We start from the raw sequence: 16,499 nt of genomic DNA, 5'->3' as shown, positions 1-16,499 counted from the left end.
GTGTAATAATCTTTTAGAAAGAAGTTATAATTACGTTAAATAAGTGATGGCTAAATAAGTAATTCCTGCCACAATTGCCGAGATAGGAATCGTTAAAACCCATGCCCAAAGTAAACTTACGGTGATTCCCCAACGTACTGCAGAGATTCTTTTTGTAAGACCAACTCCGATAATTGAACCTGTAATAGTGTGCGTAGTAGAAACCGGAATACCAAAGTGATCGGTAATGAAAAGCGTAATTGCCCCTGCTGTTTCAGCACTTACCCCCTCCAATGGAGTTACTTTTGTAATTTTAGTACCCATTGTTTTAATGATTTTCCAACCTCCACTCATTGTTCCCAATGCAATGGCAATGAAAGAAACCAGAGGAACCCACATATAATCTTTTGAGAAATGATTAAAACGATCTGCTGCTGCAATTCTTAAATAATCCTGGTCTGCGAGCATATTTACATGATAATAAATTATAGCCGCACCAATAATTCCCATTACTTTCTGAGCATCATTCAAACCATGTCCCAAGCTAAATAAAGCCGAAGAAACCAATTGCAGTTTTTTAAATGCCTTGTCTGCTTTATAAGGATTTGATTTTTTATAAAGATGCACAATAATTAAGGTGATGATAATTGAGATAACCATCCCGATAACCGGTGCCAAAAATATAAATAAGAAGATTGGGATTACTTTGCCAAATTTTACAACATCCTGCGTTGTGACTTTCATTATCGCTTCTTTTATTGTAGCAAATGCACCCAAATCTGGCTGAGCTGCCACAACTTCACGATAATCCATCAGAAAAGCGTGCATAAGAGCTGCTCCTAAAAATCCACCAATTAAGGTATGAGATGATGATGAAGGAATACCAAACCACCATGTCAAAAGATTCCATGCAATGGCTGCAATAAGACCTGAAAATATTACTTCAAGGGTAATAAAGTTTTCGTTTACGGTTTTTGCAATCGTATTACCGATTTTAAATTCTCCGATGATATAAACAGCGATAAAGAATGCTGCAAAATTCCAAAGTGCTGCCCAAAGCACTGCCTGAAATGGCGTAAGAACTTTAGTAGAAACAATTGTTGCAATTGAGTTTGCCGCATCATGAAAACCGTTGATATAATCGAAGATTAAAGCTAAAGCAATAATAACCGTAAGTAAAATAGGAAATTCCATTTTTGTTATATTGTTTTATGCGTATTTAATCATGATGTTCTCAATCGTATTGGCAACATCTTCTGCTTTATCTGTTACTACTTCAAGATAATTTAATACTGATGAAATTTTGATGATATTGATGGCATCATTGGTTTCAAACAATTCTACCATAGAATTTGAAAGAAGATCATCTGCAATGTTTTCAATAGAGTTTACTTTGATACAAGCTTCTTTTACCTGCTCCATATTTTTGAAACCTTTAAGGTTTTTCATCGCATTCTGAATCTCAAGGCAAGCTTTATGAATCAATAATGAAAAATCTGCGTACGCTTTCATCAAAGGAGATTTGTAAAGGAAAATATACTTTGCAGAAGCATAGATATAATCTGCGATATCATCTAATCCTGTTGCTAAAGTGTGAATATCTTCACGATCGAAAGGTGTAATGAAGTTTTTCCCCAATTCAACGAAAATCTCGTGAGTAAGTTCATCATTTTTGTGCTCATAGTCGCTCATTAATTTCAACATAGAATCGTCATTAAGATCAAAATCTTTGATTCCGTGATTAAAATCGTTTGACATAGCAACCAGGTTATCTGTAACTTTTTCGAAAAGCACAAAGAAGATTTTATCTTTCGGTTGAAAAGCGTGGAAAATATTACCAATGCCCATTTTATAGTATTTATAAATTCGTGTGCAAATTTCTTAAAAAAGCATCTTACCAAAAAGCTTCCCGCGTTAATTTTTGTTCACATTGAGGTAATATTTGTTCACATAAAATCACAAAAAAGCCGGCAAAATCGCCGGCTTTATTATGTTGTAAGAATAAGATTAGTTCGCTTCTTCAGCTCTCATGTCTTTTCCTTTGAATTTCATTGAAGAAATGTTACCTAAAAGCTCATTTTTATAAGATTTTTCAATCTCAAAGAATGAGAATTTTTCAAGGATTTCAATATTACCGATTTCGGCTCTCTTGTTCCCTTTGCTCGAAGTTGCTTTGTTGATAATTTCCAAAACATCCAGTTTTTTCAATTGGTCTTTTTTACCAAGGTTGAAGAAAAATCTGGTCATGTTTTCATCTCTCTGTCTTGGTTTACCACCGCTTCTACCTCTCTCTCCTCTTCCTTCACGGTCACCTCTCGGTCCTCTGTCACGATCTCTTCCTCTGTCACGGTCTCTACCTCTGTCACGATCTCTTCCACCTCTGTCATCATCTCTATTGCTCATTTTCTGCTCCAGTAAATCCTGTCTGTCTTTGTAATACAAAGCCATATCTTTTAACTGGAACTGCAGCAACTGTACAACCAATTCTTCTTTGGTGAAATTACTTAGATCAGGAACAAGACTTTGATCAAATTCAAAGATATTTTCGTGCTCTGTCATAAGATTTTCAAAAACACCTTTCACCTGAGCCGAAATCACTTCGTCACCTGTAGGAATTTTCTTTTCAACGATATCAATTTTCGTTGTCGCTTTTATCTGCTTTAGCTTTCTGCTTTCTTCAGGCTTAATCAAAGACATTGAGATACCATCTTTACCTGCTCTACCTGTTCTACCACTTCTGTGAACAAATACTTCAGGATCATCCGGTAAAGAGAAATGGATAACATGAGTTAATGAATCAACATCCAAACCTCTTGCTGCAACATCTGTTGCTACCAATATATCAATATTTTTCAGTCTGAATTTCTTCATTACCGTATCTCTCTGCGCTTGAGAAAGATCACCATGAAGGGCATCTGCAGCATAACCATTCTGCATCAGGAAATCGGCAACTTCCTGAGTTTCCATTCTGGTTCTGCAGAAAATAATTGAATACTGGTTAGGATTTGAATCGATCAATCTCTTCAAAGCCTCTTTTTTATTACGGTAACCCGCTACATAATATTCGTGTTTGATGTTCTTCTTAACTTCATTAATAGAACCGACAGAAATTCTGTGAGGGTTTGTTAAATAATTTTTAGAAATTCTCTCTACTTCTTTGCTCATCGTTGCTGAGAACAAGAAAGTCTGTTTTGTTTCCGGAGTTTCTTTCATAATTGTTTCCAATTCGTCTTTGAAACCCATAGAAAGCATCTCATCTGCTTCGTCTAAAACCAACCAGTGAATTGCTGAAAAGTCTAATGCTTTTCTGTTAATTAAATCAATAACTCTTCCCGGAGTACCTACAATAATTTGCGGTTTTTCCTTTAAAGAACGCATTTGATCCACAATACTGCTTCCTCCATAAACCGCTGTCGATTTAATGTTCGGCATGTACTTCGTGTAATTTTTAATGTCTTTTGAAATTTGAAGACATAATTCTCGTGTCGGACAAAGCACCAAAAATTGGATTTTGCGACTCGTATCGTCAATCATATCCAAAATCGGAAGCGAAAATGCTGCTGTTTTGCCTGTCCCTGTCTGCGCAAGTGCGATTAGATCGCGTATATCTGAAAGAATGAAAGGGATAGTCTGTTTTTGGATTTCTGTCGGGCTTTCGTAACCCAGTTCGCCAATGGCCTTAAGAATATCAGGACTTAAATTGGACTCCGTAAATAAATTCATTAAATATTATAAAATTTTTGCAAAGATATAACTTTTTTCCGAATACTCAATTATATAATATTAACGAATTGATAATTTTATTTTAGAAAAACATAATCATTTTTATATTTAAACAAAAAAACCACACCTTTTTTATTTTTAATTTAAAAATTTTTCAACATTAATTAAAATTACGGGATCAGCTGTTTTCTACAGCAATACTTATGAATGATTAAAAATTTTGCAACACCTATTTACAAAAATATTATCTACATTTGAGTAAAATAAATGATATGGCATCACAGATTTCAGCAAAAATATTCGATTTTCTAAAACTGATCGAGAAAAATAACAATAGAGAGTGGTTTAATGAAAATAAAAGTCTTTTCCTGGAAGCGCAATCAGATTTTCAGGATTTTGTGGAAGCACTCATTGCTGAAATGGGAAAATTTGATGAAAATATGTTAAAGTTAGATGCCAAAAAATCTTTACTCAGAATTTATCGTGATACCAGATTTTCAAAAGATAAAACTCCCTATAAAACCTATTTCGGGACCTCTTTGGGAATGGGAAAAATGAATTCAAAATCGGGTTTTTATTTACATATAGAATCCGGAAAATCTTTTTTAGCAAGCGGAATTTATTTACCCGATGCTCCTATCTTAAAAGAAATCAGAAAAGAAATTTCTTTATTTAAAAACGATTTTCTTACAACTATTGAGGATAAAGATTTTAAAAAATATTATGGTGAACTTGATCCGGAACACAAACTGAAAAACGTTCCGCAAGGTTTTGAGAAAGAAGATCCGATGGCAGAATTTTTAAAACTGAAAAGCTTCATCGGAGTTCATAATATGACGAATAAAGACTTAATGGATAAAAACGCAGTGAAAAATGTGTCAAAAATATTTGAAGCAGGAAAACCTTTGAATGATTTTCTGGATACCCCAATTTCAAATACTCAAAACTAGACGAAAGGCAATTTCACATTGATAATCAAGGCATTATAATTACTCTTTTTTAACAACAATTTAACATTTTTCATTACCTTTGCTGGTCGTCAAACAATCACACATGTCTTTATACCAACAATTAGCCGAAAAGCTACAGTACATCAGTCCAAGTTTTTACAAACAGAGGTATTTTAAAAGTTTAAAAAACCTTACGAAAGAAAATTTTTCAGGACGAAATGTAGAGCCGGAATTGGTTTGGATTAAAGAATATTTACAAAATGACGCCGTAATTTTCGACATCGGAGCTAACGTAGGAACTTTTCTTTATCAGTTTGAAAACAAGCTGAACCATAAAAACATTTATGCTTTTGAGCCTAATAAAAAGCTCAACATCCGACTGAAAAGACTTTTTCCGTTGATGAATATTTCTTCTGTGGCACTTTCTGACGAAAATACAACAGCACAATTTAAAGTTCCGATTATTAAAGGAAAAATGGTCGCTTCACGAGGAACACTCAATACTTCTTACAAAGAAAAAGACGAAGAAAACAGCTACACCGAAACGGTAGACGTTGTAAAACTGGATGACTGGACGAAATCTAAGAAGGTTATCAAGATTGATTTCATTAAAATTGATGTAGAGGGAAATGAAATGAAAACTCTTTTCGGAGGGAAAGAAACCATTCAAAAATTTAAGCCAACCTTAATGGTTGAAATGGAGCAGAGACACCACGAAAAACCAATTTGGAATGAAATTTCCGAAATTGAAAGCTGGGGTTTTGAAGCCAATTATTTAAACCGGAAAACTTTTATACCCGAAAAGCTTACTGAAGAAATTTTATTAAAAAACATCAGCGACGAAAAAAATAAAACCGAATACATTAACAATATTATTTTCCTTCCCAAAAATCTGTAAAATCTAGGTATGAGTGTAGTTGCAAGGCAGGGTTTTAAATATTCGGTTGTAGGATACGTTGCGACATTGATCGGGATGTTCTCGATTTTTATTTTCACAAACGATCTTTTCTTTTACGGAACATTGAGATACATAATGTCTGCTGCAGAAATGCTGGTTCCTTTTGTTGTTTTGGGAATTTCGTATTCTAATGTAAAGTTTTTCGGAAGAGCGCACGAAGACGATAAACATCAAAATATGTTATCGCTTTCTTTGGCAGTAGTTTCTTTCAACTTTCTTGTTTTTCTTGTGATCTTTTTTCTCATTCCGTATTTTTTTCCGGATTTTACAAAAATGAAAATCTGGGAGAGCAAAAAATACATTCTTCCGCTTGTTTTAACGCTGTCATTGTGTGCCATTTTTAATAAATACATTTCCAACTATAAAAGAATTGTTGTTTCTAATATTTTCGATAATCTTTTACCGAAATTAGCCAATCTCGGTGCATTTTGCCTGTTCTTTTATTTTCAGTTTTCAGAGCAGATTGCATTGGCTTTTTTCTTCGGAATGTTTGCTTTAATGCTTTCAGGATATATTTATTACACCAACAAACTTGAAAAAGTAAACCTTGATTTCAGCAGAGATTACTTCAAACAAAACAATTTTTATAAAGAATTTGCGGCATACAGCTTTTTTGGATTTTTAGGAACTTTCGGAAATCACATGGCAATCAATAATTACATGATTGGTGAATTTATTGGTGAAGAAGAAATCGCAGTTTATAGCATTTTATTGGCTTTAATTTCGTTGATTTCTATTCCACAATTGGGATTATTTAATATTTCTGCCCCATTAATCAGAAAAAATTTAGCCGATGGTGATATGCTGGAACTCGACAGATTCCACAAAAAAACATCATTAACAATCTATTTTTTAGGAGCTGTTTTATTCGGATGCATTATGGTCGGATTTCCTTACCTGACTCATTTTATGCCTAATAAAGGAGATTTACTGAGAATGTATGAGCCTGTAATCTGGATTTGGGGTTCTGCGGTTTTAATGGATTTAGCAACCGGATTTAATGGAAATATTATTTCACTTTCAAAATATTACAAATTCAACATCATCGTCATGCTTTTATTGGCGGGATTAACGATCGGGCTGAATTGGTATTTCATCCATCACACAGACCTTTCTTTGATTGGAATTGCTTTATCAACAGCAATTTCTGTGACCATTTACAATCTGATAAAAGTTGTATTTAATTATTTCGTGTTTAAAGTTTCACCTTTTTCTATTGAAATGATTTTTGTATCCATTATCTGTACTTTGGCGATTACTGTTGCGATTGTTTTGCCGGTTTTTGATAATAATTTCATCAATTTAATTTACAAACCAGCCGTTGTTTTACTGCTGATTTTCATTGGAAATCATTTCACCAAAATCTTTCCGGTCGAGCAGTATATTAATCTGAAATTCATCAAAAGTATTCTTAAATTCAAATAAGTTGAGCTAGCAATTTTTCTAAATTCTCAAGAATCATTTTTTTACTGTAATCTTTTTGAAAATCAAACTTAAAATCTTCCAACTCTTCAAACTGTTGAATAACATTCTCTTTTTCAGGAATTACAAACTCGAGATTTGAAGAATAGTTTTCAGGAAAAACCGCGACTTTACCAAACTTAATGGCATCGCCGATATTTCCGGTCATTTTGGTTTTGCCATAAATTTCTTCCAGGCTAAAAAACTCTGTTTTCCGCTGAATCGGGCACCAGAGAACATCCGCTTTTTTCATCCACATTTCAAAATCTTCCTGCGAAACTCTTTCTGTGAAGTATTTTAGATTAAATTGTTCAGCAACTTTTTTGATATTTTCAAGCTCCTCACCTTTTGCCTTTCCAAGCAATATAAATTCAATGTTTTCAGCACCTTCAGATTTTGAAATTATATTCAAAACATGGCTGTAATCACGTCTTTTTTGAGAAACTCCACCCGGAATTACAACCTTTAAGCTTTCATTTTTATTCTGCTGAAATTCTTTCGCATAAAAAAGTGGCAGAAACTGATGTTCTGATGATGAAAGTCCTTTATCCAAAACCAAAAGCTGACTTGCATTTCTATAAACTTCTGAAGAATTAAACAAACCTTCTTTCCACCATAATTTCAAGCGATAAATAACATCTTCCTTGAAAATATTTTTAATTAAATCTAATTTAGACGCTTTTGAGAAATTAAGATTATGAGCAATGACTGCTGTTTTATATCTCTGGGTGATATTAAAAAAAGTATTGAAATAGCGGTGAACGGTTCCTATAATAATTAAATCGTATTTCTTGGTTTCTAACTGATCTAAAATCATCAGATTATCCGATAAAAAAACATTTTCGTGACATCCGGCAATCTGTTTTTTGATCTTCCCGGAAAAATAATAATCCACAGAAAACTCTTTTGAATCTTCCATTAAATCCATAAAATCTGCAGCAATTTCTGCGTGAGTATCAATTTCGATGTAGGCTATTTTTTTCAAATAAATTTTAGATTATGTTTTGGCTTAAGCCAATGGAACTATTCTTTTTAGATTAAACGGACTAAAGCCCGTTCCTATTAAATTAAATCTTAAACCATTTCTTTTTAAACTGATTCCAGCGTTGCTGGTTGATTATTTTCTGTTCGTTTTTTGAAATTTTCAATTCAAGATTCTGAGATTTACATTTTTCGTACGAAATGATAATTTGAAATAGAAACGATAGCGATTTTATTTTCATGGCTTCCTTTGCAGAAGCAACATACGTCAAAAACCGGTTTAATCCTAAAAAATAAAAATATCTGCCGTAATAATCTGCCGGTTTTATCGTATAATCTGCTCCTTTTACTTTAATTAATTTCACGTGTAAATCGGATAAAACCACTTCTTTCCAGCCTAAATTCTGAAGCAAAATTGCATCAATATTGTCCCAACCTAAAGTTTCACGCAAACCGCCCATTTGGAGAAAGCATTCTCTTCTGTATGCTTTCATGGGGCCACGAACATGATGCTTGTTGGAATTCCCTTCGTACACCCATCCTCCATTTTTTTCAATGTATAAAAGTCCGCCAACCAAACCATAATCCGGATTTTCGACAAAAGCATTTGCAACACTCTGAAGGTAATTTGTTTCTAAAATAACATCCGAATCAAATTTACAAATGATGTCAAACTCATTCAAATTCTGAGTCTGTAATCCGTTTCTGAAAGCTGCAACAACCTTTGAACCTGGTTGATGAGACGATTTTTGAAGATTTATGGTTTCAAATCTGGTATCAGTTTCGGTATATTTTTTAATTACATCAGAAGTTCCGTCTGTCGAACCATCGTTGACAACCACAACTTTAAAATCTTTACAACTTTGTCGCTGTAAAGAATCTAATGTAAACGGAAGATTATTTTCCTCGTTGTGTGCAGGAATTATGATTAGAAACCTCAACTTATTTTTTAATTTTTAAATTCACTTCAAACAAAAACTCGGGATTTTTCAGCTCCTCAAACTGTTTGGTTTTAAAATTTTGTTTTGTAAAAACCGCACACATCGTGTTGGCAACATGGTATAAATTTGAATGTAAATCTTTCGGTAATCCATCTAAAATCCCTTTGAAAACCTCATATCTTACTTTTTCAGGATTAAATGCATAATCATGCCAAACGACCACCGAATTTTCGTGCACAAGACTTTTAAAAACCTTTGCAGTATCGTTTTTCACCATGTCATATGAATGATCGCCATCAATGAAAATCAGGTCATATTTTTTATTTAAACTTTTAAAATCAAAAGTTTTAGAATTGCCTTCCAAATGAAGAATACTGGGATTTTTTTTAGAGATAATTCCATGCAATTCGGCATATCTTTTATCTAAACCTAATGTATTGATTTCTTCCTTCGATAAATTAAAAGTTGTGCAGTCATCTATTATTTTGGCAACATTCCAAACGCTTTCTCCTCTCCATGTTCCGATTTCGAAGTAACTATTTTTGCCTTTTGCCAATGTTTTCAGCAAAGCTAAATCTGTAGGCAGAGAACCGCCATCTAAAAATGCCAGATCAACGCTTTCATCAAAATCATCAGACAAATCTGCAAAGTCAACTTGAGGAAGACTTTTCAGATGAGCATACGTTTCAAGAAATTCTTTTTTCCTAGATTCGTTATCATTAATTACCAAATTGAGCAAACTTGGTTCCTGCGCAATATTTTGTAAAGCCTGAAAAGTTTTCTTTATTTTACTCACCGAAATACTATTTATTGTGTGGCTTCAGCATATTTTTAGGATCAAGAATTTCATCTAAGCTTTCCTGCGAAAGCAAACCATGTTCGAGAACCAGATTGTAAACACTTTTACCGGTTTCCAAAGCTTCTTTGGCAATTTTTGTAGATTGTTTATAACCAATGTAAGGATTTAGAGCCGTTACAATTCCGATGCTGTGTTTCACCATATTCAGACAGACATCTTTATTGGCGGTAATTCCTACAATACATTTATCACGCAGCGTATCTAAAGCATTGCAAAGAAAATGGATATTTTCCATAATGGCGTGAGAAAGAACGGGTTCCATTACATTTAATTGCAATTGTCCGGCTTCTGCTGCGAAAGTTACGGTAAGATCATTCCCGATTACTTTAAAGCAAACCTGATTCACCACTTCCGGAATTACAGGATTTACTTTTCCTGGCATAATTGAAGAGCCCGGCTGCATCGGAGGAAGATTTATTTCAGATAATCCGGCTCTCGGACCTGAAGAAAGTAATCTTAAATCGTTACAGATTTTTGACAGTTTTACAGCAAGACGCTTCATTGCGGAAGAATAAATCACGTAAGAACCTGTATCTGGTGTAGCTTCAACCAAATTTGGAGCAGAAACAACAGGATAACCGGTAATTTCAGCTAAATTTTTCGCACAAAGTGTCGCGTATCCGATGGGAGCATTAATTCCTGTACCAATCGCCGTCGCACCCATATTTACCTCAACAAAAAGATTGGCGTTATTATTCAGTTTTGAAACATCTTCTTCTAAAGTTGCTGCAAAAGCTTCAAATTCTTGTCCCATCGTCATAGGAACAGCGTCCTGAAGCTGCGTTCTCCCCATTTTAATTACATCATGAAACTGTTTTCCTTTTTCACGAAAAGCTTCAACAATGGTTTCAAGTTTTTTAACCAATGTAGCATTCATCTGCAATAATCCCATTTTGATCGCAGTAGGATAAGCATCATTGGTTGATTGAGATAAGTTAATATGATCGTTGGGTGAACAAAATTCGTATTCGCCTTTATTTTTTCCTAATTTTTCTAGAACCCGGTTGGCAATCACTTCATTCGCATTCATATTAATTGAAGTTCCTGCTCCGCCCTGAATCATATCTACAGGAAACTGCTCGTGAAGATCTCCCAGCAAAATTTCATCACAGGTTTCTGCAATTTTAAAATATAAATCCTGATCTAAAAGTCCCAGTTCATAATTGGTTTTTGCCGCCGCTTTCTTCACGAAAGCCAAACCTTTGATAAATTCCGGATATGATGATAAAAGCTGTCCTGAAATTTTAAAATTATCTATCGCTCTTTGAGTCTGAACACCGTAATAAGCGTCGATCGGAACATTTAATTCGCCGAGAAGATCGCTTTCCTGTCTGAAATTTTCCATAAATTAAGGTTGAGTATTGGGTTAAGATTAAGGTTGAAATAGATTTGTGTTGATAATAATTAAAACTTTTAACCTCTACCTTAGCCTTACTTAGAAGGATATTTTTGATTTAAAGCCTGAAGAATTGCCCATGTTTCGGCATCCATAATTCCGTTATAGTTTTGAGGGCGGAAATGATATTGTAATGCTTCAATTGTTTTTTTTGTGGCATCATCCCATTTCCCGCTGCTGTCAAGAGCATACCCAAATTTCTGCAATGCCATCTGAACGGTATAAATAAATACTGCATCATTATATTTTGTAGAAATATCTGTTTGTGCATTTGTAAGCAAAGCCTCTTTGGAAGCTTCATCATACCACATTCCTATTTGATATTCGTCATACAGTTTTTTCCAGGGAAAAAGCGGTCCCGGATCCTGTTTTCTTGTCGGTGCAATATCCGAATGTGCCAAAACATTGGTAGCGGGAATCTGATATCTGGTTACAATATCTTTCGCCAAAGCTGCTACTTTTTTAATCTGATCATCACTAAAAGGTTGAAAAGTTTTTGTACCCGCTGCATCAGCAGTGTAGCCCATATTAACGATTTCGATTCCGATTGATGTATCATTAAGATTTTTATCTGCGCGCCAAGCACTGACTCCTGCATGATAAGAACGTTTGTTTTCATCAACCAGTTGATAAATCTCATTATCTCCTAGGTTATTTACCAAATAATGGGCACTTACCGATTGTTGCGTAAGAACCTGTATTGATTTGTCATCCGGTAAAACTGTGTAATGTAAAATCAGATATTTTTGTCTGAAATTCTGAGCAATTGCCGGAAAATAAGTTTTTACCACTTTGTATCCTGCAGGTTTTGCAGAAACGATTGATCCGTAACTTGCAGTATTATCATTTTTGGCAGCATCTGCAATATTTGTAGTGAAAAACTCAACTCCATGTTCCTTTGATATTTGAGGTTTATTTTTCTCAGCAGCAACAGGATTTGTTGCTACTTTTGGCTGTGCAACCCCTGTTTTAGGACGATAAGTACTTTTTTTTACGTTTTTTTGTGATGTACAAGAAAAAACCAGTGTACTTAAGCCGATGATATATAATGTTTTACGCATCAGTTTGATTTTTTAGCAGTTTATTAGCGTAAAAATACACAATTTTTTCTTGAATTTTATTTGGTAAATAAAGAAATCTATTCTATATTTGCACTCGCAATAACAGAACAACGATCATTAAAAATAAAGAATAAAGGAGGGTTGCCAGAGTGGTTAATGGAGCAGTTTGCTAAACTGTCGACGCGAAAGTGTCGCAAGGGTTCGAATCCCTTACCCTCCGCTTTTTCTTTTTACAAAATATTTTTCGGGGCGTAGCGTAGTCCGGTCATCGCGCCTGGTTTGGGACCAGGAGGTCGCAGGTTCGAATCCTGCCGCCCCGACAGTTTTCGATAATTTTCACAAAATTACAATGGGTGCGTAGCTCAGCTGGATAGAGCATCTGCCTTCTAAGCAGACGGTCTCAGGTTCGAATCCTGACGCGCTCACTTAAAACTCACAACTTCTGTTGTGAGTTTTTTTTGTTTTATCTATTCTAAAAAATTTAATTACAATTTTTAAATCTTTCAATTTTAAACATTGATTTGAACTTAAATATTTCACCTTTACTTACAGACATTTTTTTCATTTTTGAAAAAAGAAAAGAAAATTATATTTACATTGATCAACATTCATATTTATTAATTTTTACTGTAAATTCTCATCTCTGTTTTTAATTTTATTTTAGAAAAATTTTTAGTTGAAAGATCTTCCAGGCTTTTGATATTTTTAGTTTTAATCTTCGATAAAATCACATGAAGTTTTCTCTCACTATAAAATTGTAAACAATCTAAATTATCATCTGTAAAAAGAACAAAAATAAAATTTTATTTTCCATTTTAAATTTCGCTTAAAGCAATGGTTACTAACTCAGTAAATAAACAAAAAAATCAACACATGAATATTAAACTAAAATTATCTTAGTTTTGATTTTGATTTATAAAAAAATATCCTATCTTTGCACCCACAAAAAACAAGGTAATATTTGTTTCGGATGATCTTTAATCGGGGCGTAGCGTAGTCCGGTCATCGCGCCTGGTTTGGGACCAGGAGGTCGCAGGTTCGAATCCTGCCGCCCCGACAGTTTTCGATAATTTTCTCAAAATTACAATGGGTGCGTAGCTCAGCTGGATAGAGCATCTGCCTTCTAAGCAGACGGTCTCAGGTTCGAATCCTGACGCGCTCACTTAAAGCTCACAACAGCAGTTGTGAGTTTTTTTGTTTTAAATATAAATTTATTCATTTCTCCAAACTCTAAATGTGGATCAGTAACAAAACCTGGGATCAGTAACAAAATCTGGGGACTAAGCAAAAAGTTTTGACAATCTGAATAAGAAAAATGATTTGTCCCTTACTCCTCGAAGTTGCATTCTGAAGTTTTTGATTTTAGCGTTAAAGCTTTCTGCAGAGGCATTGGTACTTCTTTGTTCAAAATAGTTAAGGATATCATTATAATGATTCATAATAGTATTTTTGAGTATAGAAAATGATTTAAAACCGGATTCTTCTACGTCTTTAAACCAACGAGCCAATTTGAGCATGGCTACAGACTTTGTCATGTTTTGGTTGTAAATTTTCCTGAGATTATCCGATAAGTTGTAAGCTTTTTCCAAGTCCGGATATTGAGAAAATAAAATTTTGGCTCTGGCAGATTGGTTTTCAGTCCATTTTTCTCTGCTTTTGTAGAGCAAATATCGGCTTCTGGCTAAAAGTTGTTTTTGGGTATCGCCATTTTCAAAGATTTCGATTTTCGCTCTTGCTTTGGTTTCTTTTGCGGTTTTTAATGCTTCATTTTCCTTGTCTATGGCTGCCCAACGATGTTTGATTCTTAATTCCTGAACAGCTTCGATGGCTAGTTTTTGTACATGGAAACGGTCGACAACCTGCACGGCATTGGGAAAACACCGCTTGGCAATAAGCTTCATAGAGCCCGCCATATCCAAGGTAACCTCCTTTACCTTTTGCCTTAATTTTCTGCTTATTTTTAAGAGTTTATCAATAACATCTTCGCTTCTTGTTCCTTTAATGACGGCAACAATACTGCCTTTCCTGCCCTTGGCATGCTTGGATGTAAGCACGGTGTAAAGTTCGCCCTGAGACAAGGCTACTTCGTCTAAAGAGAGTTGTGAGAGGCAGTTTGCGGGGTATAAAATGTAATCTTCGGCATGGGATTTCTGGTTCCAGTCTTTAAATTCACTGAGGGATTTTTTGTACTGTCTGCGAAATTTCTTTCCGTTGACACCATACATCTCGCCAATGATTTCCAAAGGAAGCGCTTTAGTATCGGCTGATTTTTTTTAAGAACTCTGCAAAATCCTGTGTCATGCGAGTGCCTTTAGCGATGAGATTCCAATCTCGTTGAACAATATTTCCAGACTTCATATCCGTCCATCTTCTACGCTTAATGTTGAGTTTTACGGCTTTGCCACGAAGCGGAAAATCATCAACGGCAATTTCTTCGTGAAATCCTTTCGATTGAAGATTTAATGAGGAAAACTCTTTAGGAACACTGTTTTTTTCTTCAAAGTAAAGATGAAGAAGTCCTTCTTTTTCTTCAGATTTTACGAAATCGAAATACGCCACTAAATATTCGGGAAGTAACAGTTTTAATAATTCTTGATCTTGAGACATGAAGAAAAGTTAAAAACTTTCAACAATTCTCCCCAGGTTTTGTGATTGATCCAAAACCTGGGGAGAATTGTTGAAAGTTTTGACAATCTGAATAAGAAAAATGATTTGTCCCTTACTCCTCGAAGTTGCATTCTGAAGTTTTTGATTTTAGCGTTAAAGCTTTCTGCAGAGGCATTGGTACTTCTTTGTTCAAAATAGTTAAGGATATCATTATAATGATTCATAATAGTATTTTTGAGTATAGAAAATGATTTAAAACCGGATTCTTCTACGTCTTTAAACCAACGAGCCAATTTGAGCATGGCTACAGACTTTGTCATGTTTTGGTTGTAAATTTTCCTGAGATTATCCGATAAGTTGTAAGCTTTTTCCAAGTCCGGATATTGAGAAAATAAAATTTTGGCTCTGGCAGATTGGTTTTCAGTCCATTTTTCTCTGCTTTTGTAGAGCAAATATCGGCTTCTGGCTAAAAGTTGTTTTTGGGTATCGCCATTTTCAAAGATTTCGATTTTCGCTCTTGCTTTGGTTTCTTTTGCGGTTTTTAATGCTTCATTTTCCTTGTCTATGGCTGCCCAACGATGTTTGATTCTTAATTCCTGAACAGCTTCGATGGCTAGTTTTTGTACATGGAAACGGTCGACAACCTGCACGGCATTGGGAAAACACCGCTTGGCAATAAGCTTCATAGAGCCCGCCATATCCAAGGTAACCTCCTTTACCTTTTGCCTTAATTTTCTGCTTATTTTTAAGAGTTTATCAATAACATCTTCGCTTCTTGTTCCTTTAATGACGGCAACAATACTGCCTTTCCTGCCCTTGGCATGCTTGGATGTAAGCACGGTGTAAAGTTCGCCCTGAGACAAGGCTACTTCGTCTAAAGAGAGTTGTGAGAGGCAGTTTGCGGGGTATAAAATGTAATCTTCGGCATGGGATTTCTGGTTCCAGTCTTTAAATTCACTGAGGGATTTTTTGTACTGTCTGCGAAATTTCTTTCCGTTGACACCATACATCTCGCCAATGATTTCCAAAGGAAGCGCTTTAGTATCGGCTGATTTTTTTTAAGAACTCTGCAAAATCCTGTGTCATGCGAGTGCCTTTAGCGATGAGATTCCAATCTCGTTGAACAATATTTCCAGACTTCATATCCGTCCATCTTCTACGCTTAATGTTGAGTTTTACGGCTTTGCCACGAAGCGGAAAATCATCAACGGCAATTTCTTCGTGAAATCCTTTCGATTGAAGATTTAATGAGGAAAACTCTTTAGGAACACTGTTTTTTTCTTCAAAGTAAAGATGAAGAAGTCCTTCTTTTTCTTCAGATTTTACGAAATCGAAATACGCCACTAAATATTCGGGAAGTAACAGTTTTAATAATTCTTGATCTTGAGACATGAAGCAAAGTTAAAAACTTTCAACAATTCTCCCCAGGTTTTGTGATTGAGCCTTCATTTCTCCAAACTCTAAATGTTCAAAACTTTTAGGATAAATGTGATATTCGAAAGGAACTATCGTTTCACTTAGTATCCCTCTCTATTACTTTTTTTGCAAAAGATCTCTTTTCAGTATTATGCCATATTTCGAGA

The 16,499-nt window shown here is 34.7% G+C and carries 15 protein-coding genes and 5 tRNA genes; 8 read left to right on the top strand and 12 right to left on the bottom strand.

What is annotated here, in order from left to right:
- Positions 1-30: 30 nt before the first annotated feature.
- From ACOOWA_RS11720 to ACOOWA_RS11710, 3 genes are all read right to left on the bottom strand, one after another.
- Entirely contained in the window at positions 31-1,173 is a 1,143-nt protein-coding gene (locus tag ACOOWA_RS11720) for an inorganic phosphate transporter (protein WP_421375419.1), read from the bottom strand.
- Positions 1,174-1,188: 15 nt separating this feature from the next.
- Entirely contained in the window at positions 1,189-1,827 is a 639-nt protein-coding gene (locus ACOOWA_RS11715) for a DUF47 domain-containing protein (protein ID WP_074229593.1), read from the bottom strand.
- Positions 1,828-1,986: 159 nt separating this feature from the next.
- Complete coding sequence (locus ACOOWA_RS11710) at positions 1,987-3,702, bottom strand: DEAD/DEAH box helicase (RefSeq protein ID WP_421375418.1); 1,716 nt, start codon at positions 3,700-3,702, stop codon at positions 1,987-1,989.
- A 272-nt stretch (positions 3,703-3,974) separates the two neighbouring features.
- Between ACOOWA_RS11710 and ACOOWA_RS11705 the strand changes: the two genes are divergently transcribed.
- From ACOOWA_RS11705 to ACOOWA_RS11695, 3 genes are all read left to right on the top strand, one after another.
- A complete protein-coding gene (locus ACOOWA_RS11705) occupies positions 3,975-4,652 on the top strand; it encodes a DUF2461 domain-containing protein (protein ID WP_421375417.1) in 678 nt (225 codons plus the stop codon).
- Positions 4,653-4,755: 103 nt separating this feature from the next.
- On the top strand, positions 4,756-5,550 hold the full coding sequence (locus ACOOWA_RS11700) for an FkbM family methyltransferase (protein WP_421375415.1): 795 nt from the start codon (positions 4,756-4,758) through the stop codon (positions 5,548-5,550).
- Positions 5,551-5,559: 9 nt separating this feature from the next.
- Positions 5,560-7,035 carry a lipopolysaccharide biosynthesis protein gene (locus tag ACOOWA_RS11695; protein ID WP_421375414.1) on the top strand — a complete coding sequence of 492 codons (1,476 nt, stop codon included), beginning with the start codon at positions 5,560-5,562 and terminating at the stop codon, positions 7,033-7,035.
- On the opposite strand, the gene ACOOWA_RS11690 is transcribed toward ACOOWA_RS11695, so the two are convergent.
- The 5 genes from ACOOWA_RS11690 to ACOOWA_RS11670 all read right to left on the bottom strand — a co-directional run bounded on the left by ACOOWA_RS11690 (position 7,028) and on the right by ACOOWA_RS11670 (position 12,309).
- Complete coding sequence (locus ACOOWA_RS11690; RefSeq protein WP_421375412.1) at positions 7,028-8,056, bottom strand: hypothetical protein; 1,029 nt, start codon at positions 8,054-8,056, stop codon at positions 7,028-7,030. The genes ACOOWA_RS11695 and ACOOWA_RS11690 overlap by 8 nt on opposite strands.
- A gap of 82 nt (positions 8,057-8,138) precedes the next feature.
- Positions 8,139-8,993: a glycosyltransferase gene (locus tag ACOOWA_RS11685; protein WP_421375410.1), complete on the bottom strand. Its 855-nt coding sequence runs from the start codon at positions 8,991-8,993 to the stop codon at positions 8,139-8,141.
- A gap of 1 nt (position 8,994) precedes the next feature.
- Positions 8,995-9,789 (bottom strand): class I SAM-dependent methyltransferase, encoded by a 795-nt coding sequence (locus tag ACOOWA_RS11680; protein WP_421375408.1) that lies wholly within the window; start codon positions 9,787-9,789, stop codon positions 8,995-8,997.
- A 7-nt stretch (positions 9,790-9,796) separates the two neighbouring features.
- Positions 9,797-11,197, bottom strand: a complete 1,401-nt coding sequence (aspA, locus tag ACOOWA_RS11675; protein WP_421375406.1) for an aspartate ammonia-lyase — start codon at positions 11,195-11,197, stop codon at positions 9,797-9,799.
- An 86-nt stretch (positions 11,198-11,283) separates the two neighbouring features.
- Positions 11,284-12,309, bottom strand: a complete 1,026-nt coding sequence (locus ACOOWA_RS11670; RefSeq protein ID WP_421375405.1) for an N-acetylmuramoyl-L-alanine amidase — start codon at positions 12,307-12,309, stop codon at positions 11,284-11,286.
- Positions 12,310-12,444: 135 nt separating this feature from the next.
- Here ACOOWA_RS11670 and ACOOWA_RS11665 point away from each other — a divergent pair.
- The 5 genes from ACOOWA_RS11665 to ACOOWA_RS11645 all read left to right on the top strand — a co-directional run bounded on the left by ACOOWA_RS11665 (position 12,445) and on the right by ACOOWA_RS11645 (position 13,471).
- Positions 12,445-12,529, top strand: a tRNA-Ser gene (locus ACOOWA_RS11665).
- Positions 12,530-12,554: 25 nt separating this feature from the next.
- Positions 12,555-12,629: transfer RNA gene (locus tag ACOOWA_RS11660), tRNA-Pro, on the top strand.
- Between the two features lie 31 nt (positions 12,630-12,660).
- Positions 12,661-12,734, top strand: a tRNA-Arg gene (locus tag ACOOWA_RS11655).
- A gap of 557 nt (positions 12,735-13,291) precedes the next feature.
- Positions 13,292-13,366: transfer RNA gene (locus ACOOWA_RS11650), tRNA-Pro, on the top strand.
- Between the two features lie 31 nt (positions 13,367-13,397).
- Positions 13,398-13,471: transfer RNA gene (locus tag ACOOWA_RS11645), tRNA-Arg, on the top strand.
- 118 nt (positions 13,472-13,589) lie between these two features.
- Here the strand turns inward: ACOOWA_RS11645 and ACOOWA_RS11640 are convergent.
- Genes ACOOWA_RS11640 through ACOOWA_RS11625 form a run of 4 tightly spaced genes read right to left on the bottom strand, consistent with a single transcriptional unit; the run spans position 13,590 to position 16,308 of the window.
- The gene (locus tag ACOOWA_RS11640; protein ID WP_421374626.1) at positions 13,590-14,534 is read right to left on the bottom strand and encodes an ISAon1 family transposase; all 945 of its coding nucleotides are present in this window, start codon (positions 14,532-14,534) and stop codon (positions 13,590-13,592) included.
- Between the two features lie 28 nt (positions 14,535-14,562).
- Positions 14,563-14,916 (bottom strand): ISAon1 family transposase N-terminal region protein, encoded by a 354-nt coding sequence (locus ACOOWA_RS11635; protein ID WP_421372726.1) that lies wholly within the window; start codon positions 14,914-14,916, stop codon positions 14,563-14,565.
- Complete coding sequence (locus ACOOWA_RS11630) at positions 14,892-15,926, bottom strand: ISAon1 family transposase (protein WP_421375590.1); 1,035 nt, start codon at positions 15,924-15,926, stop codon at positions 14,892-14,894. Before ACOOWA_RS11630 ends, ACOOWA_RS11635 begins: the two co-directional genes overlap by 25 nt.
- A gap of 28 nt (positions 15,927-15,954) precedes the next feature.
- Entirely contained in the window at positions 15,955-16,308 is a 354-nt protein-coding gene (locus ACOOWA_RS11625; RefSeq protein ID WP_421372726.1) for an ISAon1 family transposase N-terminal region protein, read from the bottom strand.
- Between the last annotated feature and the right edge of the window lie 191 nt (positions 16,309-16,499).

The sequence above is a fragment of the Chryseobacterium sp. GP-SGM7 genome, from assembly GCF_049166575.1.
Taxonomy (GTDB): Bacteria; Bacteroidota; Bacteroidia; order Flavobacteriales; family Weeksellaceae; genus Chryseobacterium.
This window is presented reverse-complemented; position numbering and strand designations above follow the sequence as displayed.

Bases quoted from the DNA above. Each gene is read 5' to 3' on its own strand.
- ACOOWA_RS11635 (WP_421372726.1), bottom strand. From the start codon at position 14,916: ATGTCTCAAGATCAAGAATTATTAAAACTGTTACTTCCCGAATATTTA.
- ACOOWA_RS11625 (WP_421372726.1), bottom strand. From the start codon at position 16,308: ATGTCTCAAGATCAAGAATTATTAAAACTGTTACTTCCCGAATATTTA.
- ACOOWA_RS11705 (WP_421375417.1), top strand. From the start codon at position 3,975: ATGGCATCACAGATTTCAGCAAAAATATTCGATTTTCTAAAACTGATC.
- ACOOWA_RS11630 (WP_421375590.1), bottom strand. From the start codon at position 15,926: ATGTATGGTGTCAACGGAAAGAAATTTCGCAGACAGTACAAAAAATCC.
- ACOOWA_RS11715 (WP_074229593.1), bottom strand. From the start codon at position 1,827: ATGGGCATTGGTAATATTTTCCACGCTTTTCAACCGAAAGATAAAATC.
- ACOOWA_RS11695 (WP_421375414.1), top strand. From the start codon at position 5,560: ATGAGTGTAGTTGCAAGGCAGGGTTTTAAATATTCGGTTGTAGGATAC.
- aspA (WP_421375406.1), bottom strand. From the start codon at position 11,197: ATGGAAAATTTCAGACAGGAAAGCGATCTTCTCGGCGAATTAAATGTT.
- ACOOWA_RS11670 (WP_421375405.1), bottom strand. From the start codon at position 12,309: ATGCGTAAAACATTATATATCATCGGCTTAAGTACACTGGTTTTTTCT.
- ACOOWA_RS11710 (WP_421375418.1), bottom strand. From the start codon at position 3,702: ATGAATTTATTTACGGAGTCCAATTTAAGTCCTGATATTCTTAAGGCC.
- ACOOWA_RS11700 (WP_421375415.1), top strand. From the start codon at position 4,756: ATGTCTTTATACCAACAATTAGCCGAAAAGCTACAGTACATCAGTCCA.
- ACOOWA_RS11720 (WP_421375419.1), bottom strand. From the start codon at position 1,173: ATGGAATTTCCTATTTTACTTACGGTTATTATTGCTTTAGCTTTAATC.
- ACOOWA_RS11640 (WP_421374626.1), bottom strand. From the start codon at position 14,534: ATGTATGGTGTCAACGGAAAGAAATTTCGCAGACAGTACAAAAAATCC.